This is a genomic window from Bacteroides sp. 1_1_14 (genome assembly GCF_000162515.1).
GTDB classification, from domain to species: domain Bacteria; phylum Bacteroidota; class Bacteroidia; order Bacteroidales; family Bacteroidaceae; genus Bacteroides; species Bacteroides thetaiotaomicron.
Window position 1 is genome coordinate 201,920 of sequence record NZ_GG774705.1, and the last position, 21,659, is coordinate 223,578.

The following is a 21,659-nucleotide window of genomic DNA, read 5'->3' on the forward strand; positions in this document are numbered from 1 at the left end:
CTCTTATATAACTAATAATGAAAAACATGAAAAAGACTAAACTATTGGCAGCTACTGCTATGCTATTACTGACTTCCTGTTCACCTAAAGTGGTCACTAACATTGTAAGAACCTATCCGGATATTATTCCGGCAGATTCGGTCTATGTCATCGGTTTGGGAGAAAAAGTGCCCAATACAGCCGAGACTATCGGGCGTGTATCAGTAGTGGATCGGGGTACTTCTACGAATTGCCGTTATGATCAGGTATTACATCTTGCACAAGAGGCTACAGGAAAGATTGGTGGCAATGGACTCGCCATCACTAATCACCAGAAACCTTCTTTTGGGGGAAGTTCCTGTCATCAGATTTCCGGACTGATGCTGCGGTTGTCGGATAAAAGTGTGGATACACTGAAAACAAATCCTGTACAAGACGTAATAGATCTCGACCTGGTTATTGCTAAAGACTATGCAGAAAGCAGAAAAGCGCCTGCCAACACGTTTGAAGCGAGCTTCGGATATGGATGGGTGATCAGCAAGATTTATGATATCAACGGTAGGGCGTTAGATTCGAAAGGAGGAGTTGAATGGAAACTCGCTTACGAACATGTCTGGAACGGTGGGATGGGAATCGGACTTCAATATGCTGGTTTCAAGAAGTCATTCTCCGGTGGCGACATGATGTTCTCCTATATAGCTCCGGAGTGGGTAAGCCGTACAAAATTTGACAGATGGATCTTAAAATCAGGCGTTGGTGTCGGCGTTTTCCTTTATCATGATCCTTTCTACAATGCTGCCGGATTCGGCCTTCATGCCACATTAGGATTTGAGTACATGCTTTCATCTAATTGGGGACTCGGCTTGACTCTGAACGGGATCGGTGGAAGTATGCCCAAACAGGACTGGATGCTGCTGAAAGAAGACGAACGTTGTGGAATCACCCGCTTTAACCTGCTGGGTGGGCTGCGCTACTACTTCTGATGATAACTCCTTCTTTCTAGGAAGAATATCAACGTTAATACTGTACTTAGATTTATAAATAAAGAGAGAGGACAGAAGTCTGAACCTGCATCCTCTCTCTCACGTTTATGACATTGTTATTTCTCTGATCTTACAGACTCATCGCATTACCGCCTACAATACCCAGCACTGCCGAAGCCACCGCGATGACTACTTTCAAAATGGTATCCCAAAGGGATCTCTTGACTGCCATAACTCTACACACCTCCTTTCCGACTCTTTATATGATTGATTACTAAGTGAATCATTACCGAATGACCGATTACTCCCGATAACTTTCCTCCTTTACCTCAAAGCACGGGCACGCCTTGATCCACTCCTCCGGCTCAATCTCTCCATTACCGTTGCGATCCGGCGACAAGTCGCGATGACCGCACACCCGGCAACCGGGGAATCTCTCTTGCAACTGATGCACCAGCAGCCGGAGCGCTGCCCGCTGTTCCGGTGTCCGTGTGTCCGCCGGGCGTCCCCGGCAGTCCAGGCCGCCTTCGTAGCAAATTCCGATACTCTCCGCATTAAAACCTTTCGCATGTGCCCCGATCCGTTCCACCGGACGGGTAATAAGCGTTGTTCCATCCTTGCGGATATAGTAATGATAACCTGTCCCGTTAAATCCCCGCCGGCGGTGCATCGTATCCAAATCAAAAGCCGTCAACTCCTTGTCTGCCCGCGTTGCAGAACAGTGAATCACAATTAAATGAATCTTCCTCATAAAGCCATTAATTCTAACTATCAACCTCTCGTACATTGATTACCAACTCTCAACTCTCCACTTCTTACACTGTCGGGTCCGGAGCTTCCTCGTCGCCTCCGCCGCCTTCGTTTCCACCGCCACCGGGGGTGTTGTCCTCTCCTGATCCGTCGCCTTTCTTCTTTTTCGGGGCTTCGAGGTCGAGAAACTCGATCTTGTCACCGGCACGGGTAGACGTCAGGTTGGGGCGGACGCTGCTGGAAGGGCGGAAGTTGATCTGTATAGATTTGATATTCTTCACCGTACACTCTTCTTTCGTGGTTGCTCCCAGCGTATGGGCGGATAGGCTGAATACACCGAAGTCTCTGATATTGACCGATTTTCCGTCGAAGAGCGCCGCTCGCATTGCCTCCACATAGTTGGTCAGTACGCTTTGGATGTCGCCCAGGGAGAGGGAACTCTTGTCCTTCATGATGTAGGCGATGCCGTCAAGGTCTACACTTTGTCCCATCGTCACCAGTTGGGGGTGGTACTTCAGCACCCCGTCAATTTTTCGCGGGTCTTTACGACCCATTCTTTTAAATGGTATTGCCATGATGATAAATTAAAGATTTAGAAAAATATAAATTAATAATTACTGATTGCTGTCACTCGATCAGTGTCGGGAGAGAGAATGAGCTCTGTTTCTTTCTTTCGATGTGTCAAAGGTAGCCTATTCTTAAGCCATGAGAATACGTACTTTATCGTACTTCGTCGTACTTTCTTTCAGAATGTATTTACTTTCTTTCTGATTGATTTTATTTTACTTGTTTGCTTGTGTGCGCAAATATGTTTTAGTATATTTGAAGTACGAAAGAACTTAAAAACAACGATATGAAAACAGAAAAAGAAGAAGCGGAAGAAGAACCGTTTGTCATCCGTCCGTATTTGAAGTCGGAGCTGGCTCACAAGTACAATCCACATTTGCCATTGATTTATGCCATGCAGAAACTACGGGGATGGATCAGAAATAATAAAGAACTTTATGACGCTATGTATAGCGGTGGAGAAGGAAAAAACGATCATGCTTATAGCAGCAGACAGGTGAGGCTGATTGTGAAGTTTCTCGATGAGCCGTGAATCTGTTTTTCGATGAGTCGTGAATCTGTTTCTTGATAAGTCGTCCGTCTGTAAGGAAGAAACAAATTAGCTATTAGCATATTTCGATTAGCTATTAGCTAATTTGTTTTTGCTAATAGCTAATTTCGATATGCTAATAAGACTTATTGTTTTTTTTTCTTGTGACAATGAAGTAAAAGTCACGAATTTCCCTTTTCAAAGTCCAGTAAAGTCCAGAAAGTCCATATTAGATTTTCAGAATATACGAACCGTGACCTAACTTGCTGATTCTCCCTGCTTTAATGCCTTTATTCAATAAGTAGTAAACGGTGCTTCTTGAGAGGTTCAATTCCTCTCCCAAAGCACATGCTTCTTTGGCTGAAAAACTCTTTTTGAGTTTCGTCAGAAGTCGCGAGAGATTATCGGGCGATTGTAATGGTTTCGTATCTTCGGCAGAGCTTTTTACCGAAGTACTGACCAGTTTGCTATGTTCGAAGCAACACAGCACGATGGCGAGCGCTGCTTTGAAATGCGCGTCCGAGCAGTATACTTCGGGTGTTTCCATTCTCATGGTTCCCTTGTCGATGGCGGAGAAAATGCAGCAGATGCGTGCCGTTATCACTCCATAACGTTTCACCACCCCCAGCAGGTCATCATTACCTAACTGGTCCGTATCTTTGAGCAGTTGCGTGAATACCCGGTTGAATTCTTTTTTCTGTGTATCTGTCAGCTTTACTTCCGTAGGAGAATCTTTCAGAAACAATGCCATCTGTGCGAAGCGCATGGACAACTCGTTGAAGAGATCGTCCGCCCGCACCTTTTCCTCCGCGAATACATCCTGCCATGCTGCCGGAAGTCTGAAGGTATTGATCAGAAAGCGGTTGTACAGCCCTGTCTCCATGGTCGGGATGAATAAAATGAGGCTGGATGGAGTGCCGGTGAGAAAAGCCGACAGGGAGGGATATTCCACTTTCAGCGGATGTCGTCCGTTGATCTTGTAGGACGAACTGATCAGTTCGTGCTCGAATGCCTTGCAGAGGATATCGTCGAAGTGTCCGTAATCTTGGTTGCGGGCTGTGCTGACGCTGCTGGCTTCGGTACTGGTGAGCAAGGAAGAACAACTTTGGTTGTTGATGAGGTGAGTGATGAGCTGTGCACGGCTGATGTCGGCAGGGATCAGCGGAAATGCCAGCTTCGGCTCCTCCGGTTCGTCCGGCAGGTTGGTGGCGGCAGTATTCTTTTTGCGTATCGCCTGCAAGGAGAGGGTGTAGTCCCTGAGTGCTTTCTTGTATTCCTTTTCGATCTTCAGACTCTGCTTCTCCCAATACTCACAATAGTGCTTGTGCAGGCGTATGCCATAGCCGATGAGGTTCTTGTTGGCACCGGAGGAAGCTACGACGATACAGTAGATATTGGGCTGATAATTCCGTCGGTTGTAGCGGATGCTTACACTGGGGAGCATGCTGCTTATCGTGGTAATACATGACAACAAGAGTCCGTCCCTTTCACGCTCGTCTCTTGCGATGGAGACGCACTCCTTGAAGATGGCGGGAATGAGATCGTAAATTTCGTCAGGAAAGGTCGGAGTCTGCTCTCTGAGCTCTTCTCCGATGATTTCATCCTCCTTTTCTGCCGGATTTTCGTTTTCTGAAAATCCTATAACGGACTTTTGGACTTTACTGGAATTTGAAGGAGGATTTTCGAAGCTTTCCGTCTCTGCCGCAGTCATTACATTCTGGTAAGCTGATTTTACAGTACGTGTGATTTCGGGTTCACGGAAGTTGTCTTCTTCCAAGGTGCGAACCAATTCGGTGGTCAGTTCGTTACGGTCGATGCCGCGTTTGCAGGCAGCGCAGCTGAGCCGGAAAACGGTTCCGTTCCGGTCGCCCGTTGCGGCAGGGTAGAGGGTGAGGTAGGACTGTACGAAGGGAGCGGCGGAAATCCGGTTACCCGGCATCGCAGGCGGATGTCCGTTGGAGAAAGAGGTGGGAGTGCAGGTGGTACGGGGAGCGGAAGTGACGGGAGCGTAGGTGACGCGCGGAGTGAGTGCACCGTTCGGCAGAAAGTCGTTGACGGCCTTTGCGTCACCGTTGTAGTATGCGTCCGGGTCGTATGATCCGAAGCAGGGATGGGTGATATCCTTGCATTTCCCGTCGTTCTCTACGCCGAGAACGGTGGAAACGAGCTTTGCAGTCGCTTCATAAATGGCAGGATAATCGTTTACTCCATCGATATCTATACGAATGAACAACTTAACACCACGTCCGGAGATGCTGATAAACGCTCCCAGTACGTATTCGAGCAGGCAGGCACGTACGAAAATATCCTTTGTCTGTTCGTCCGTATGGTCGATGTCGATGCAGAGTGCGAGTGACAGGGAGGTAAGGTTGTTTTTTGCGTGTCCATTCTTGCATATGCCTGCGGGGATGACACATGCCATGCTGTCTTTGATGGTTTGCGCGTCGTGTTTGCGGTCTTTTGCCAGACAGCTGCGGTGGCCTTCCGTAGGCACTTTCCAATGTCCGTTGCGTACCATTGCGAAAAAATCTTCAAAAGTTATAGTCGTGGGAGTTTTACTCCAAGTGTTGATAAATAGTGACACTTGGTACATGTGCTTTCTCATTTGAAATATAATATATAAGTTGCCGGAAGCGGGTGGTGTAGTTATCACGGGCTTCCGGCTGCGAAGGTAGGAACTTCTCTTTTTTTACCAAATCGATTATTAGGACTGATTTCTGTTCCAATCGTCCCATTGGTCTTTCACCATCTCCTCCAGTTTTCCCAGACAGCTTTTATAGGCTATGGCATGCTTCGGAGAGCGTTCGTCGCGGATTTCGATGCAATGGAACAGCCCTTTCAGTACATCCGGACAGCGTGGCATCAGCGGTATCTGCTTGATGATCCGTTCTTCTTTGTTGCACTCTTTGATGTCTTTATCCTGTACGGATTTCCAAAGAAACTGTTGCTTGAAAATCTCTTTTGCAAGGATTTCAAGTAATTCATTTTGAGTGAATAAGATGGGGAATCCGGGTAGGTGACATTGAGATATATCATCTACTGTCAACGGATTGCCTGCTTTGTCTACCATTGTTACGTTTAACGTAAAGTTGCCGATTTTTTCGGCAAAAGCCAAAAGGTTTTTTTTACCATAATTTTTAGGATTAATAATGCAGCAAATTTCTTCTTTTTTTATCAGAAGAGTGTTTTTTGCTTCTTATTTTTTCTGCTGACATTTAACAAAGTGGCAAAATTAAGGAATTTATAATTTTCTTGCCGAAAACTTTTCCGCTTCAGGCAAATGGGGAGTGTTTAATAGGACGTACGTGCCCGGATATAAAACTAGTTGCATATGCTACTATTTTATCACTCGTTTAAGTGTTTGAATATTACCGTTGAATGGGAAAACTTGATGTTAAGTCATAGTTTTAATGATATTTTATAACTAACAGGCTTGTTTTACTATACAATCGTAATTGGAATGTTCCGATATTGGTCTGTTTGTAGTCTTTGTTGGCCTAACAAGTGTTATTGAACGACAAATAATGAAAAAGGAAGAACAACGATGCTAATTTGTTTCTACATTTGCGCGGTTGTTTATTTAACTATTTTGTTAAAAAGAAATCGGGCATGATTGAACAAAAGCTAAATTTAACTGTTTACTATAGTAGATTAAAGTAGATAAAACGCGAAACGTTCCTTGTCATGCTACTAAAATTCGATAGGTAAAGAAAGAATAATATAAATAAAGATTGCTTATGTCACAGATTATCGGACATATCTCACAGGTGATCGGCCCTGTGGTCGACGTGTACTTTGAAGGTACGGACGCAGAGTTAATGCTGCCAAGCATTCACGACGCACTGGAGATAAAGAGGCCAAACGGCAAAATACTGGTTGTAGAAGTTCAGCAACACATCGGCGAGAATACGGTTCGTACCGTGGCTATGGACAGCACTGACGGACTTCAGCGAGGCATGAAGGTGTATCCCACCGGAGGCCCGATCACAATGCCGATAGGCGAACAGATTAAAGGACGACTGATGAACGTAGTGGGCGACTCTATCGACGGTATGAAGAGTCTCGACCGTACAGGCGCATATTCCATCCACCGTGATCCCCCAAAGTTTGAAGATTTGACAACTGTGCAGGAGGTACTCTTCACGGGTATCAAAGTAATCGACCTGCTGGAGCCGTATGCCAAAGGTGGCAAGATCGGACTCTTTGGCGGTGCCGGTGTAGGAAAGACCGTACTTATTCAGGAACTGATCAATAATATTGCCAAGAAACATAACGGATTCTCCGTATTTGCCGGAGTCGGCGAGCGTACCCGTGAAGGTAACGACTTGCTGCGTGAAATGATCGAGTCGGGCGTTATCCGCTACGGCGAGGCTTTCAAGGAAAGTATGGAGAAGGGTGACTGGGACCTTTCGAAAGTAGACTATAATGAACTGGAAAAGTCGCAGGTATCCTTGATTTTCGGACAGATGAACGAGCCTCCGGGCGCACGTGCCTCTGTGGCATTGTCCGGACTGACGGTAGCGGAATCTTTCCGTGATGCCGGCAAGGAAGGTGAGAAACGCGATATCCTGTTTTTTATCGATAACATTTTCCGTTTCACGCAGGCGGGTTCGGAAGTCTCGGCTCTGCTGGGACGTATGCCTTCTGCCGTTGGTTATCAGCCGACACTTGCCACGGAAATGGGTGCGATGCAGGAACGTATCACTTCCACCCGGAAAGGTTCTATCACCTCCGTACAGGCAGTATATGTGCCTGCGGATGACTTGACGGACCCTGCTCCGGCAACAACCTTCAGCCATCTGGATGCAACGACCGTACTCGACCGTAAGATTACGGAATTGGGTATCTATCCGGCTGTCGATCCACTGGCTTCTACGTCCCGTATCCTTGACCCGCACATCGTGGGACAGGAACATTATGACGTAGCACAGCGCGTGAAACAGATTTTGCAGCGCAACAAGGAATTGCAGGACATCATCTCTATCCTTGGTATGGAGGAACTTTCGGAAGAAGACAAACTGGTCGTGAACCGTGCGCGCCGTGTGCAGCGTTTCCTTTCGCAGCCGTTTGCCGTTGCCGAACAGTTTACAGGCGTTCCGGGCGTGATGGTAGGCATCGAGGATACAATCAAAGGGTTCAGAATGATTCTCGACGGTGAGGTAGACAACCTCCCCGAACAGGCTTTCCTGAACGTGGGCACGATTGAAGAAGCGATAGAGAAAGGCAAGAAATTGCTGGAACAAGCGAAAAAGTAATCGAAACAACATTCCATGATGAAAGAATTGCATTTAAGTATCGTATCGCCCGAAAAGAGCGTATTCGACGGAGAAGTGAAGATTGTCACACTGCCGGGAACGGTAGGATCGTTTTCTATCCTGCCGGGACACGCGCCGATCGTCTCGTCATTGAAAGCGGGAACGTTGGGTTATACCACGATGGACGGCGAGGAGCATACATTGGATATTCAGGGTGGTTTTGTTGAAATGAGTGACGGGACAGCTTCGGTGTGTGTCTCGTAAGGAAGACGAGATGGATAATATACAGCAGAAAAACACAACGACATGGTGAACATTAGTAAGACTAAACGGAATTTTATCGCACTGAATACGCTGTTTGCTATACTAAGCGGAGCAGCGGGAGCAGTGATTTTACACATAGCCTTGCCGGGGCATTATTTCGGAGGATATCCGTTTATACCGGTATATTTCTATATCTTCGGTTTGTTTAGTATTTATATGTTCGATGCGTGTCGGCGGCATGCTCCGCAGAAGTTGTCGCTGCTGTATCTGGCAATGAAGATGATAAAAATGATTCTCTCGCTGATTCTGCTGCTGATTTATTGTCTGGCAGTACGCGAAGAAGCCAAGGCTTTCTTGCTGACGTTTATCTCGTTCTATCTGTTGTATCTGATATATGAAACGTGGTTCTTCTTCTCCTTTGAAGTGAACCTGAAACGGAAAAGAAAAATAAGAATAAAAATGAAACAGTTGCGTAACATAGTAGCTCCGATATTTCTGCTCTGCCTGATGTTGGTAGCCGGTCTGCCGGTCTTCGCGCAGACACAGGAAGATGTGACTCCGCAGGAGCAGAAAGAGAATACGGTCGATGTGAAGGAGATCGTGTTCGGACATATCGGCGACTCATACGAATGGCATATTACGACGTGGGGTAAAACGCACATTACTATACCATTACCTATCATTGTTTATAGTTCTACTACAGGTTGGCATACGTTCCTTTCTTCCCGTCTCGCTGAGAATGGAGGCACTTATGAAGGGCTCTCCGTCGCCCCCGAAGGAAGTAAGTACGAAGGCAAACTGGTGGAGTATAATGCAGCCGGAGAGCAGGTTCGTCCGTGGGATATTTCCATTACGAAGGTGACATTCGCTTTGTTGTTCAACAGTGTGCTGCTGCTGGTTATCGTGCTGAGTGTGGCGCAATGGTACAGGAAGCGTCCGCAGGGAGCATTGGCACCGGGTGGTTTTATCGGATTCATGGAAATGTTTATCATGATGGTGAACGATGATATCATCAAGAGTTGTGTCGGACCCAACTACCGGAAGTTTGCACCGTACCTGCTGACTGCGTTTTTCTTCATTTTCATTAATAACATCATGGGGCTGATTCCTTTCTTCCCCGGTGGTGCGAATGTGACGGGAAACATTGCCATCACTATGGTGCTTGCAATCTGTACGTTCCTTGCAGTCAACATCTTTGGAACGAAACATTACTGGAAAGATATCTTTTGGCCGGATGTGCCCTGGTGGCTGAAAGTGCCTGTACCGATGATGCCTTTCATCGAGTTCTTCGGAATCTTTACGAAACCGTTTGCCTTGATGATCCGTCTTTTCGCCAATATGCTGGCGGGACACATGGCGATGCTGGTACTGACTTGCCTGATCTTTATCTCGGCAAGCATGGGACCTGCGCTCAATGGTACACTGACGGTAGCTTCCGTACTGTTCAACATTTTTATGAATGCGCTTGAACTGTTGGTAGCTTTCATCCAGGCATATGTATTCACCATGCTTTCGGCCGTATTTATCGGACTGGCGCAGGAAGGTGCAAAAGTAAAAGCAGAATAAACGCGAAGAGAGAGCAAATAAATAAACGAGAAAATAAACCATTTTAAAACTGAAAATTATGTTACTATCAGTATTGTTACAAGCCACTGCAGCAGCAGTAGGAGTAAGTAAATTAGGTGCAGCTATCGGTGCAGGTCTTGCAGTAATCGGAGCTGGTTTGGGTATTGGTAAGATTGGTGGTTCGGCTATGGAAGCTATTGCACGCCAGCCGGAAGCCTCGGGTGACATCCGTATGAATATGATTATCGCCGCCGCTTTGATCGAAGGTGTGGCTCTGTTGGCGGTAGTAGTATGTCTGCTGGTATTCTTCCTGTAATATTAAATAGATATGTCATTACTATTACCTGATAGTGGCCTGTTGTTCTGGATGTTTGTCGCATTCGGGGTTGTGTTCGTGATATTAGCGAAATACGGTTTCCCCATCATCATCAAGATGGTGGAAGGCCGTAAAACCTATATCGACCAGTCCTTGGAGGTGGCAAGAGAAGCCAACGCCCAGTTAGCTCATTTGAAGGAAGAGGGCGAGGCGCTTGTGGCTGCTGCCAACAAGGAACAAGGACGAATCTTGAAGGAGGCAATGGAAGAACGTGACAAGATTGTTCACGAGGCCCGTAAGCAAGCAGAGATAGCCGCACAGAAAGAACTGGATGCGGTGAAACAACAAATCCAGATAGAGAAGGATGAAGCGATCCGCGACATCCGTCGCCAGGTAGCTGTGCTTTCTGTCGATATCGCCGAGAAGGTGCTCCGCAAGAACCTTCAGGACAAAGAATCCCAGATGGGAATGATCGACCGTATGCTGGATGAAGTATTAACCCCTAATAAGAACTAAGGAAGATGGAAGTCGGAGTACTCTCAATGCGATATGCCAAAGCGATGATCGAATACGCTCAGGAGAAAGGTGTGGAGGATAGACTCTACAACGAATTCTTCACATTGTCTCACAGTTTTCGTGTCCAGCCGGGACTGCGCGAAGTGCTTGATAATCCTGTGGTGTCGGTAAAGGACAAGTTGGCGCTGATATGTACGGCTGCCGATGGTAACGGTGAATCCAGCAGAGAGTTTGTCCGTTTCATCACGCTGGTTCTGCGAAACAGGCGCGAAGGCTATTTGCAGTTCATCAGCCTGATGTATCTCGATCTTTACCGGAAACTGAAACACATCGGAGTAGGCAAACTGATTACGGCAGTCCCGGTGGACAAGGAGACAGAAAACCGGATCCGTTCCGCAGCAGCACATATTCTGCATGCCCAAATGGAACTGGATACTGTGATCGATCCCTCGATAGAGGGGGGCTTCATCTTCGATATCAATGATTATCGGCTCGATGCAAGCATTGCCACGCAGTTGAAACGAGTGAAACAACAGTTTATTGATAAGAATAGGAGAATTGTATAATGTCTGAAAATATAAGAGTAAGCGAAGTATCCGATATATTGCGCAAGCAGCTCGAAGGTATCAATACCAACGTGCAGCTCGACGAGATCGGTACGGTGCTCCAGGTAAGCGACGGAGTGGTACGTATCTACGGATTGCGGAACGCCGAAGCCAACGAATTGCTGGAGTTTGACAACGGCATCAAAGCCATTGTGATGAACCTCGAAGAGGACAACGTAGGTGCCGTTCTGCTGGGACCTACCGACAGAATCAAGGAAGGCTTTATAGTGAAACGTACCAAGCGTATCGCCTCAATCCGTGTAGGTGAAAGCATGCTGGGACGTGTCATCGACCCGCTGGGCGAACCGCTCGACGGAAAAGGGCTGATCGGTGGAGAACTGTATGAAATGCCGTTGGAACGCAAAGCGCCGGGAGTTATCTACCGCCAGCCGGTAAACCAACCGTTACAGACGGGCTTGAAAGCTGTAGACGCTATGATTCCTATCGGACGCGGACAGCGTGAGCTGATTATCGGCGACCGTCAGACAGGAAAAACTTCCATTGCGATTGATACGATTATCAATCAGCGCAATAACTTTCTGGCAGGTGACCCGGTGTACTGTATTTATGTAGCTATCGGTCAGAAAGGTTCTACCGTGGCTTCTATCGTAAATACGCTCCGTGAGTATGGAGCGATGGATTACACGATTGTCGTTGCCGCTACGGCAGGTGATCCGGCAGCGTTGCAGTATTATGCACCGTTTGCAGGAGCTGCCATCGGTGAATATTTCCGTGATACCGGCCGTCATGCGCTGGTGGTTTATGATGACCTTTCCAAGCAGGCAGTTGCTTATCGGGAAGTATCGTTGATTCTTCGTCGTCCGTCCGGACGTGAGGCATATCCGGGTGATATCTTCTACCTGCACTCACGTCTGTTGGAACGTGCGGCAAAGATCATCAAGGAAGAAGAAGTGGCACGCGAAATGAACGACCTTCCGGAGAGCCTGAAAGGTATCGTGAAAGGTGGTGGTTCACTCACAGCTCTGCCTATCATTGAGACGCAGGCAGGAGACGTTTCGGCATATATCCCGACGAACGTGATTTCTATTACCGACGGACAGATATTCCTCGAAACGGACTTGTTTAATCAAGGTGTCCGTCCGGCTATCAATGTCGGTATTTCTGTATCCCGTGTAGGTGGTAACGCTCAGATTAAGGCGATGAAGAAAGTGGCCGGAACCTTGAAGATGGACCAGGCACAGTATCGTGAACTGGAAGCCTTCTCCAAGTTTAGCAGTGATATGGACCCCATTACGGCGATGACTATCGACAAGGGACGTAAGAATGCACAATTGCTGATTCAGCCTCAGTATAGTCCGATGCCGGTAGAACAACAGATTGCTATTCTGTATTGCGGCACGCACGGTCTGCTCCACGATGTTCCCTTGGAAAACGTACAGGATTTTGAACGCAGCTTCATCGAATCTCTACAACTCAATCATCAGGAAGATGTGCTGGACGTTCTGAGAACCGGTGTGATAGACGATAACGTGACCAAGGCTATCGAAGAGACTGCCGCTATGGTTGCCAAACAATATTTATAAAATGAAGACGCTGTGTCAAAAGTCAATAGTAACTGAACTGGGACTGACTTTTGACACACACTCATTCTTAATTCTTAATTTAAATAGTTATGGCTTCACTGAAAGAAGTAAAAACCAGAATAAATTCGGTAAAGAGTACCCGAAAAATCACTTCAGCAATGAAGATGGTGGCTTCTGCCAAGTTACACAAGGCACAAGGAGCCATTGAAAATATGCTGCCTTATGAAAGGAAGCTCAACAAGATTCTGACCAACTTCCTGAGTGCCGACCTTCCTGTTGAATCTCCTTACATCAAGGCGAGGGAAGTGAAGCGTGTGGCAATCGTTGCCTTTTCTTCGAATACGTCGCTCTGTGGTGCTTTTAATGCAAATGTGATTAAGATGCTGCTGCAAACAGTCGGTGAGTTTCGTACACTGGGACAGGATAATATCCTGATATTCCCGGTAGGGAAGAAGGTGGATGAAGCAGTGAAGCGCCTGGGATTCGAACCGCAGGAGACTTCACCGACGCTTTCCGACAAACCATCGTATCAGGAGGCTTCCGAACTGGCACATCGCCTGATGGAAATGTACGTATCCGGAGAAATAGACCGGGTAGAACTGATCTATCATCATTTTAAATCAATGGGCGTGCAGATTCTGCTTCGCGAAACTTATCTGCCTATTGACCTGACACGGGTCGTGGATGAGGAAGAGAAGCAAAAGGAAGAAGAAGTACAAGGAGGTGAAATAGCGAATGATTACATTATCGAACCTTCTGCAGAGGAACTGATCGCCAATCTGATCCCAACGGTATTGAGCCAGAAGCTTTTTACGGCTGCCGTGGATTCGAACGCTTCGGAACATGCGGCACGCACATTGGCGATGCAGGTGGCTACGGACAATGCGAACGAATTGATCCAGGATTTGACGAAGCAATATAATAAGAGTCGCCAGCAGGCTATTACCAACGAATTATTGGATATCGTGGGTGGTTCTATGCAGTAAATAAAGATTGCACGATAACACTATTTTGTGAATCGGTATTCCGTTTTTAAGCTTTGTCCGGCTGGTAATTAAATAATCTATATATTTGAAAATTATTTGAGAGGTGAGATTGTTTTGATGGGAACAAAACAAGCCTTGATAACTAACAAAACAAATATATAGATTATGACACAAAAGCGATTATTCGGCATTTCTGGTGCTATTGCTACGGCAGCATTGATTGGTGGGCTGTTGGCTGGATGTATGGAAAAAGATCTGTACGATCCTAATTATGGAAAAGAACCTCTTCCGGACCCTAGCGAGTATTTCGGATTTGAAACACGTGGCGACGTGAACCTCTCAGTAAACTATGATGTCCCCGGACTTGTGGCTCTACTTGAAGTGTATGATGAAGACCCGATGGAAGTAGTGGACAATGTTCCGGTAAAGAAAGAAGGGGTTGAAGCTTTATTCAAAATTTTTACGGATGGAAATGGAAAATATGAAGGGAAAATGAATATTCCGACTTCTGTAGAGACTGTTTACTTGTATACATCAAGCTGGGGAGTGCCCCGATGCGTAAAACTAGATATCAAAGATGGGATGGCTAGTTTTGATATGAGTAAAAAGGATTCTCCTACTGCCAATACTAAAGCGGTAACGCGTTCTTATGACTTTTCGAAAGGTAACGTGCCGTATCTTATCAATTCCGGTGCTAATTTGTATTCATTGTGTAAGTGGGGAGAAGGAGGAAATCTCACCTATATTTATAATAGTCAAACAGGAAAGCCAGACCCTATTAATAATGGATATGTAACACCTCAAAAACAAGTGGGTAATGAATTGATTGGAAATCTTGTAGAACGTTTAAACTCTTTTTTCAAGCCATCCGGAGGTTCTGTTGACAACGCTTATTTGTATAAGGGATCTGAAATCACTAATATTAATGTAACACAAGAGGGAACTACATTAGATTTGGTCTTTCTTGACAGGGACGCTTCATTTAATAATTCATTTGGATATTATTATTATAAAACAAGTGATGGAGTTAGTAACTCTAATATGAGGAAGTATATCGTATTTCCAAATGTTGCTTTTTCCGTATATAATGGAGCTTTATCTATTTTGAAGTGTGGAGATAAAGTACGTCTGCTCTTTTGGGGTGAGGATGGTAAACCAAGTGAGAAATTTCCGAAAGGATATACAGTAGGATGGTTTATATATGCAGATGGGTATCATCAAAATGAGAATGAAATTGACATTACAAAGCCATTAATAACTTCTAATGGGTATTCTAATGGTGGTTTCGTATCTGTAAAAGATGAAAAGAGTGGAAAAACCATTATTGGTGTGGAAGATGGAGCAAACAGAAGTTTTTGTGATCTACTATTTTATGTAGATGCTTCTCCGGAAAGTTCTATTGATAATCCGAACAGACCCAATATCCCGAGTGATGATAAACCAATAGAAAAGCCGGATGCACAGGAGAACTTAAAGGGGACTTTAGCCTTTGAAGATATTTGGCCTGACGGGGGAGATTATGACATGAACGACGTGATCGTAGAATATAATCGTGCCATATATTTCAACACAGAAAACATGATAAATAAGATTGTGGATACATTTACGCCCACACACGACGGAGCGATGTATGATAATGCATTTGCTTATCAGATAGATGGAGGACGGTTTGGTAAAGTGACTTCAGATAAGGATATAAAAGTGGAGAGCGAAACGTCTTCTATTATTGTATTCCCAAGTGTAAAACAAGCTGTTAAGGGGAAAGTGGGTACATGTACGATAACCAGAACCTTTGAAAAGGCCACTTTTAATAAGGAGAATCTGAAGATATATAATCCGTACATTATAGTAAAATATGCGGCAGGGCAACAGAACCGGACGGAAGTACATCTGCCTAAATATTCACCGACATCTTATGCTGACAAATCGCTGATAGGTTCTAGTAAGGATGTCTATTACATTGATCGTGACGGAGCTTATCCGTTTGCCATCGATATTCCGATGTTGAATTTCATTCCGGTGACGGAGACGCATAACATTGATACGGAATATCCTTATTTCAAGAATTGGGCTGATTCTTGGGGATCAAAATCTACAGATTGGTACAAGAGATATCAGTCTTCCAAGAATTAAGAAACAAAAACAATTTCGATATATAACTGTGACACGACTTTGTGTTCTGATTTGATCCGGTCCCGGTGTACTTCAAGCGAGAAGATACCGGGACCTTTTTTGTTTATTTGTATACAAATATTTCGGGAGTAAAGAAATGATGATGAAAATATCGGCTTGATTATTGCTTTTCCTTACATTCAATTTCGGTGGTTGGAATCTATTCAGTACCTTTACCGAAAATTAGAGGAAACATGGAAAATAATCCTGAACTACAACTAGCTTGGCAGTTCATTGAAAATACAGGCACGCATCTGTTTCTTACCGGAAAAGCCGGAACCGGAAAAACTACATTTCTAAAACGATTGAGAGAACATACCCCCAAGCGCATGGTCGTATTGGCTCCAACAGGAATCGCAGCTATCAACGCCGGAGGGGTGACGATTCATTCATTCTTTCAGTTGTCTTTTGCTCCGTTTGTGCCGGAAACGACTTTCAATTCTGCCAAGATGCACTACCGTTTCAGCAAAGAGAAACGGAATATTATCCGCAGCATGGATCTGCTTGTTATCGACGAAATCAGTATGGTACGTGCAGATTTGCTGGACGCTGTGGACGCGGCTTTACGTCGTTATCGTGACCGTGAAAAACCTTTCGGAGGTGTGCAGTTGCTGATGATCGGCGACTTGCAACAGTTGGCTCCTGTGGTAAAAGACAATGAATGGGAGCTACTGAAGAATCATTACGAGACTCCATATTTTTTTGCCAGCCGTGCACTGAAGGAAACGGTGTATATGACCATTGAACTAAAGAAAGTCTACCGTCAGAGTGATACTTTCTTTCTTTCTCTTCTGAACAAGATACGCGAAAATAAAGCAGATGATGAAGTGTTGAACGAATTGAATCGTCGTTATCAGCCCGGTTTTCGTCCACGGAAAGAAGAAGGGTATATCCGACTGACAACGCATAACTATCAGGCCCAGCAGGTGAACGACCGTGAACTGGCATCACTGTCCGGACGGGCTTATAGTTTTCGGGCGGAGATAGAGGGAAATTTTCCTGAGTACTCGTACCCTGCGGATGAAGTGCTTACAGTCAAGGAAGGAGCACAGATCATGTTCCTTAAGAATGACGTTTCATCAGAAAAACGTTACTATAACGGCATGATAGGCGAAGTGATGAGTGTTGACGAAAGAGGAATGTCCGTACGTGGAAAAGACAGTAGTGATGTCTTTCAGTTGTTGCCCGAAGAATGGGGGAATTATAAGTATGTGCTGAACGAAGAAACGAAGGAGATCACGGAAGAAATAGAAGGTGTGTTCCGGCAATATCCCATCCGTCTGGCGTGGGCTATCACGATTCATAAGAGTCAGGGTCTGACGTTTGAGCGGGCGATTATCGATGCTCGTAACTCTTTTGCTCATGGGCAGACGTATGTAGCATTGAGCCGTTGCAAGACTCTGGAAGGAATGGTGTTGGAGACTCCTTTGCGTAGGGAGGCGATAATCAGCGATAGCATTGTAGATAATTTCACAAGAGATGTGGAACAGAATAAACCGGGGAGCAAGCAGTTGAACGACATGCAAAAGGCTTATTTCTATGATCTGTTGAATGATTTATTTAATTTCTATTCGCTTGAGCAGGCTTATAAGCGGTTGCTCCGGATGATGGATGAAGAGCTTTATAAACTTTATCCGAAGTTGCTTGCCGAGTATAAAGAACTGGCTCCGCATCTCAAAGAGAAGGTGGTGGAAGTTTCCAATCGCTTTCGTAATCAATATACGCGTCTGATTAACGAGAATGAAAATTATGCCGGAAATGAGGAGCTACAGCAAAGGATTCATTCCGGTGCTGCTTATTTTTGTGAAGCATTGCTTCCTGTCCGGGCGCTGTTTGACAAGACCAGTATGCCTCTTGATAATAAAGAGTTGCGGAAACAACTGAATGAACGTTTGCAGGCATTGGACGATGCTTTATGGATTAAAGAGTCTTTGCTGGATGCGATGCGGACGGAGAAATTTACGGTAACGGATTATCTGAAACGGAAGGCGAAAGTGATGTTGAATCTCGAAGGGGAAACTGCTTCTTCCGGTTCTTCTACCAAGGCTCCGAAGGAGAAAAAGAACGGAAAGAACGCACTCGCAGCAATTCAGGAAAGGTGAAAGTAGAAGTTCCGACGGATATTCTGCATCCGGAACTTTATCGTGTTCTGTCGGAATGGAGAACGGCAAAGACGCGCGAAGTGAATATGCCGGCTTATGTGATCATGCAGCAAAAGGCATTGATGGGTATTGTGAATCTGTTGCCGGATACACCGGCAGCTTTGGAAGCGATACCTTATTTCGGCGCAAAAGGAGTGGAGAAGTACGGACTTGAAATTTTGGGCATTGTGCGCAAATATATGAAGGAGAACAAACTGGAACGACCGGAGATCTTTACTTCTGTTTCGGGGAAAGAGGATGCAAGGGAAAGAAAGCTGGATGCACAGCATAATGAGGAGAAGGAGAAGAAGAAAGATTCAAAGCTGGTGAGTTATGAAATGTTTTGCCAGGGGATGACGATAGAAGAGATAGCCAAAGCTCGTGATTTGGTGACAGGAACGATTGCTACTCATCTGGAACATTATCTCCGTGAAGATAAAATAAAGTTGGAACAGGTAGTGACAGCGGACAAGATAAAGAAGGTCCGGACTTATCTGGAGACCCATGAATTTATGGGAGTAGTAGCTATTAAAGCTGCATTGGGAGATGATGTTTCTTACGCTGATATTCGTTTTGTGTTGGCGACGGTGGGGCGTTAGGTTATAAGTTACAGAAGAAAGAAACGAATACAGGCACGCTGATATCGATCAGAATACCATGCAAAATAGCGATAGGAATCATTTCTTTTCCCGAATATCTGCTGATGGAAGGTAATAATACATCCATTGAGTTGACTCCTGCCGCTGAAATGGGAGCAAGTTTTCCGAAATACTTCTTGATAAGCGGTGTACCTAGAAGTGCCATCATTTCGCGGAAGATATTAGTCAGCAGGGCAATGGTACCCAGCTCTGTAGCCAACTGTATTCCGATGGTCGGTTCCTTGAACTGAGTGATCAGGATGGAAGATAGCGAATAATAGGCGAATCCGCTTCCTACTGCCATACAGTCGAATACACTCCATTGACTTAGCAAAATGCTTGCCAAGGCAGAAAACAACAATGTGCCGGTAATGGTACCCAATGGAATCAGCAGCATTTTCGGGTGCAAATGTGAGATGATCGCTTTCAGGTTCTTATTGGAACCGATGCTGATTCCTACTTGCAGCATCAACGCATATAGTATATACATGGAAACAGTATGTGTGTCGAACTGGAATTTATTAAAAACTCCCATGATACAGCCTACACAGAAAAATACGATAACGATGAGACTTCCTTTCATTGTTTACCTCCTTTCTTGAAAAATAGTTGTAACACAAGCCGGGCAGCCAACAAGCTCCCTAATACGCCGGATACGGCAAGAATGATCGCCTGCCATCCAAACTTACCGAGATTATTCACAATCAGGCTATTAGAGCCAATGGATACTCCAAGGATAAAGAGTAACAGGAATATTGTAAGAGAAATTGTCTTTTCAGTCTTTTGTAAGATACTCCAGTTACGTAATCCGTATCCGATACCGATTCCCAAAAACATGGTAGATATAATAGAGAACATATTGTAATATATTTTAGTTGGTTAGGTTAAACAATTCATAAATAGCATAGATAATCCCCAAAAAGACATACATCTTATTGACAATCAGATGGAAATACTGTCTGTGAGTAACGAAATAAGTCAACAGGCAGTTAGGGGTAAGAATGAGTAAGGGGAATTTAGATGAATCCGCTGAACCAATGTACATGCACGCAACATGACGTGCAGAAATTGGGAATTTCCGCATGAAATATAAGGGCGTTATGTAATTGTAATGTTTGATTCATCTTCTGGTTCTTTAATTCGGGTGCAAAGATAAGAACTTATTGCATATTTTCAAAATAAATATGCAATAATTAGAATGGGAAAGGTAGCTGAAACAAGGAATAGAATGTAGTAAAAACTTGGTTATGTAGACCTTAACCTTTATATATTATGTGTTTATATCATTTTTATTTAGTTGCCAGTTCGATGCCTGAGTCAAATTTCTATGTTGTGTAGAGCACATACTTTCATTTGTGCAAACAATCTGATTAATAGGATTTGCCGGTTAATGTTTCCACTCCATGAGAATGTCTTTCAGCTTTCGTGGCTGGTAACCAAGTATAGTCCGGGCTTTTGCTATGCTCATTCCACTGAAACGGGGACGGGGAGTAGCTTCTTGTATTTCTTCTGTTGTGGCAGGGTGAACGAGCGAACAGTCCAGCTTCATGTAGTCTGCTACCTGAAAAGCAATTTCTGCGATGGTCAGGCATTCCTCGCCACAGATATGAAAAATTCCGTTTGCGGCATTTTCTACCAGGTGTTGTACTCCGGCTGATACGTCACCTACATAGGTGGGCGTGCGCCATTGATCTGATACGACACGGATTTCTTGTCCTGCATTCAAACGATTCATCACCAGTTGCACGATGTTTCCATGCTGTCCTGGTAGTGCTTTTCCGTAGACAATCTCTACGCGGGCAATGGCATAGTTACTACAGATTTCAGCCACTTTCTCTTCTCCTTTCCATTTGGTGAAACCGTAATAGTTGACAGGAGCGGGGAGACTTTCTTCTGTATAAAGCTGTCCGGACTTCTCGTCTATCTTTCCGTCAAAGACAAAGTCTGTAGATAAATGAATGAACCGACTTTTGTAACTTTCGCAGAGATGTGCCAATTGTTCTACTGCCGTAACATTTGTTAGCCAGGCTTCTTCGTGATGCGTTTCGCAATAATCGGGGACGGATAAGGCGGAACAGTTGATGACTACATCGGGTTGTACCTCTTTGAAAAGTTGCTTTACGGCTGCTTCATCCCGTATATCTGTGGTGATGAAATGATAGTTACCTCCATTTCTCGGAAGGATATCCGGATGAAGGGAACATCCTGTTACCTTATATTGTGCCTTGCTTGACAGGTCATTCAGTATCTGGCGTCCGGTGAATCCATTGGCACCGATAATCATTATATTCTTCATGGGCTGTTTCTATATAGTCGTTCGGTTCAGAAATATGGCTTTCTATATTTATTTTCACAAAAGTAGAAAATAATTTTAGTTACGCAAATAGATTTCGTAGTTCCCTTTTTCTTTTGCTCTTTTGCGAATTTAAGCATATCATTATCAGGTCCGATGCGCATGCCGGATGGATTGGATGAAGCACCGGGAGCTTACAAAGATATTGCGCAAGTAATCGCTAATGAGCGGGATTTAGTAAAGCCTTTGGTGGAATTGGCGCCTATGGCGGTGATCAAAGGATAAAATTAGCTGACGAGATGAGGTATGGACATAAAAAAAGGAGCAACGCCTTGCTCCAACCTTTGTTAACCTTAAATCTAATACTATGAAAAACACATTGCAAAGATACGGACTTCTGCGAACTTTGCAAATTATCCAAGAAAAATAGTATGTTTTATAACATTGATTAAGAATTTGAATTCTCGATTCTATTTTTATTAAGAGATTTCCTGATCTTATCTCTTGTTCCTAGTGAGTAGCTGCATACCATGCTGTTTCTTCTTTTTTGAGGCC

The 21,659-nt window shown here is 44.8% G+C and carries 19 protein-coding genes and 2 pseudogenes; 13 read left to right on the forward strand and 8 right to left on the reverse strand.

Going from position 1 to position 21,659, the window contains the following annotated elements; translation table 11 throughout:
* Window positions 1-26 precede the first annotated feature (26 nt).
* The gene (locus HMPREF9007_RS14115; protein WP_032850356.1) at window positions 27-962 is read left to right on the forward strand and encodes a hypothetical protein; all 936 of its coding nucleotides are present in this window, start codon (window positions 27-29) and stop codon (window positions 960-962) included.
* Window positions 963-1,092: 130 nt separating this feature from the next.
* Here HMPREF9007_RS14115 and HMPREF9007_RS27130 read toward each other — a convergent pair whose 3' ends face one another.
* From HMPREF9007_RS27130 to HMPREF9007_RS14105, 3 genes are all read right to left on the reverse strand, one after another.
* On the reverse strand, window positions 1,093-1,194 hold the full coding sequence (locus HMPREF9007_RS27130; protein ID WP_149192761.1) for a smalltalk protein: 102 nt from the start codon (window positions 1,192-1,194) through the stop codon (window positions 1,093-1,095).
* 69 nt (window positions 1,195-1,263) lie between these two features.
* Window positions 1,264-1,713 carry an N-acetylmuramoyl-L-alanine amidase gene (locus tag HMPREF9007_RS14110; protein ID WP_008761382.1) on the reverse strand — a complete coding sequence of 150 codons (450 nt, stop codon included), beginning with the start codon at window positions 1,711-1,713 and terminating at the stop codon, window positions 1,264-1,266.
* A 64-nt stretch (window positions 1,714-1,777) separates the two neighbouring features.
* The gene (locus HMPREF9007_RS14105) at window positions 1,778-2,287 is read right to left on the reverse strand and encodes an HU family DNA-binding protein (RefSeq protein ID WP_008765585.1); all 510 of its coding nucleotides are present in this window, start codon (window positions 2,285-2,287) and stop codon (window positions 1,778-1,780) included.
* 278 nt (window positions 2,288-2,565) lie between these two features.
* On the opposite strand from HMPREF9007_RS14105, the gene HMPREF9007_RS14100 reads away from it, so the two are divergent.
* Window positions 2,566-2,811, forward strand: coding sequence for a DUF4248 domain-containing protein (locus HMPREF9007_RS14100; protein ID WP_008761384.1), 246 nt, complete (start codon window positions 2,566-2,568; stop codon window positions 2,809-2,811).
* A 226-nt stretch (window positions 2,812-3,037) separates the two neighbouring features.
* On the opposite strand, the gene HMPREF9007_RS14095 is transcribed toward HMPREF9007_RS14100, so the two are convergent.
* Window positions 3,038-5,413 (reverse strand): DUF3987 domain-containing protein, encoded by a 2,376-nt coding sequence (locus HMPREF9007_RS14095; RefSeq protein ID WP_128567836.1) that lies wholly within the window; start codon window positions 5,411-5,413, stop codon window positions 3,038-3,040.
* Between the two features lie 99 nt (window positions 5,414-5,512).
* A complete protein-coding gene (locus tag HMPREF9007_RS14090; protein ID WP_008765587.1) occupies window positions 5,513-5,923 on the reverse strand; it encodes a hypothetical protein in 411 nt (136 codons plus the stop codon).
* A gap of 622 nt (window positions 5,924-6,545) precedes the next feature.
* Here HMPREF9007_RS14090 and atpD point away from each other — a divergent pair.
* From atpD to HMPREF9007_RS14040, 10 genes and pseudogenes are all read left to right on the forward strand, one after another.
* A complete protein-coding gene (gene atpD / locus HMPREF9007_RS14085; protein WP_008761388.1) occupies window positions 6,546-8,063 on the forward strand; it encodes a F0F1 ATP synthase subunit beta in 1,518 nt (505 codons plus the stop codon).
* Between the two features lie 18 nt (window positions 8,064-8,081).
* On the forward strand, window positions 8,082-8,327 hold the full coding sequence (gene atpC, locus HMPREF9007_RS14080; RefSeq protein WP_011107410.1) for an ATP synthase F1 subunit epsilon: 246 nt from the start codon (window positions 8,082-8,084) through the stop codon (window positions 8,325-8,327).
* Between the two features lie 459 nt (window positions 8,328-8,786).
* Window positions 8,787-9,893, forward strand: coding sequence for a F0F1 ATP synthase subunit A (atpB, locus tag HMPREF9007_RS14075; RefSeq protein WP_011107411.1), 1,107 nt, complete (start codon window positions 8,787-8,789; stop codon window positions 9,891-9,893).
* Between the two features lie 58 nt (window positions 9,894-9,951).
* Window positions 9,952-10,209, forward strand: coding sequence for an ATP synthase F0 subunit C (gene atpE, locus HMPREF9007_RS14070; RefSeq protein ID WP_004295758.1), 258 nt, complete (start codon window positions 9,952-9,954; stop codon window positions 10,207-10,209).
* 12 nt (window positions 10,210-10,221) lie between these two features.
* Window positions 10,222-10,725, forward strand: a complete 504-nt coding sequence (atpF, locus tag HMPREF9007_RS14065; protein ID WP_008761391.1) for a F0F1 ATP synthase subunit B — start codon at window positions 10,222-10,224, stop codon at window positions 10,723-10,725.
* 5 nt (window positions 10,726-10,730) lie between these two features.
* Window positions 10,731-11,291: a F0F1 ATP synthase subunit delta gene (locus HMPREF9007_RS14060; protein ID WP_008761392.1), complete on the forward strand. Its 561-nt coding sequence runs from the start codon at window positions 10,731-10,733 to the stop codon at window positions 11,289-11,291.
* Window positions 11,291-12,874 carry a F0F1 ATP synthase subunit alpha gene (gene atpA, locus HMPREF9007_RS14055; protein ID WP_008761393.1) on the forward strand — a complete coding sequence of 528 codons (1,584 nt, stop codon included), beginning with the start codon at window positions 11,291-11,293 and terminating at the stop codon, window positions 12,872-12,874. Before HMPREF9007_RS14060 ends, atpA begins: the two co-directional genes overlap by 1 nt.
* Window positions 12,875-12,963: 89 nt before the next feature.
* Entirely contained in the window at window positions 12,964-13,860 is an 897-nt protein-coding gene (locus HMPREF9007_RS14050) for a F0F1 ATP synthase subunit gamma (RefSeq protein ID WP_008761394.1), read from the forward strand.
* Between the two features lie 165 nt (window positions 13,861-14,025).
* Entirely contained in the window at window positions 14,026-15,993 is a 1,968-nt protein-coding gene (locus tag HMPREF9007_RS14045; RefSeq protein ID WP_032850357.1) for an LruC domain-containing protein, read from the forward strand.
* 233 nt (window positions 15,994-16,226) lie between these two features.
* Window positions 16,227-18,772, forward strand: a pseudogene (locus tag HMPREF9007_RS14040) (helix-turn-helix domain-containing protein).
* Between the two features lies 1 nt (window position 18,773).
* On the opposite strand, the gene HMPREF9007_RS14035 reads toward HMPREF9007_RS14040, so the two are convergent.
* From HMPREF9007_RS14035 to HMPREF9007_RS14020, 3 genes are all read right to left on the reverse strand, one after another.
* A complete protein-coding gene (locus HMPREF9007_RS14035; RefSeq protein ID WP_008761396.1) occupies window positions 18,774-19,394 on the reverse strand; it encodes a lysine exporter LysO family protein in 621 nt (206 codons plus the stop codon).
* Window positions 19,391-19,669 (reverse strand): LysO family transporter, encoded by a 279-nt coding sequence (locus tag HMPREF9007_RS14030; RefSeq protein ID WP_008765593.1) that lies wholly within the window; start codon window positions 19,667-19,669, stop codon window positions 19,391-19,393. Before HMPREF9007_RS14030 ends, HMPREF9007_RS14035 begins: the two co-directional genes overlap by 4 nt.
* Window positions 19,670-20,198: 529 nt before the next feature.
* Window positions 20,199-21,107: an SDR family oxidoreductase gene (locus HMPREF9007_RS14020; protein ID WP_008761399.1), complete on the reverse strand. Its 909-nt coding sequence runs from the start codon at window positions 21,105-21,107 to the stop codon at window positions 20,199-20,201.
* A gap of 153 nt (window positions 21,108-21,260) precedes the next feature.
* On the opposite strand from HMPREF9007_RS14020, the pseudogene HMPREF9007_RS26805 reads away from it, so the two are divergent.
* Window positions 21,261-21,389: pseudogene (locus HMPREF9007_RS26805) on the forward strand (RtcB family protein); the annotation flags it as partial.
* Between the last annotated feature and the right edge of the window lie 270 nt (window positions 21,390-21,659).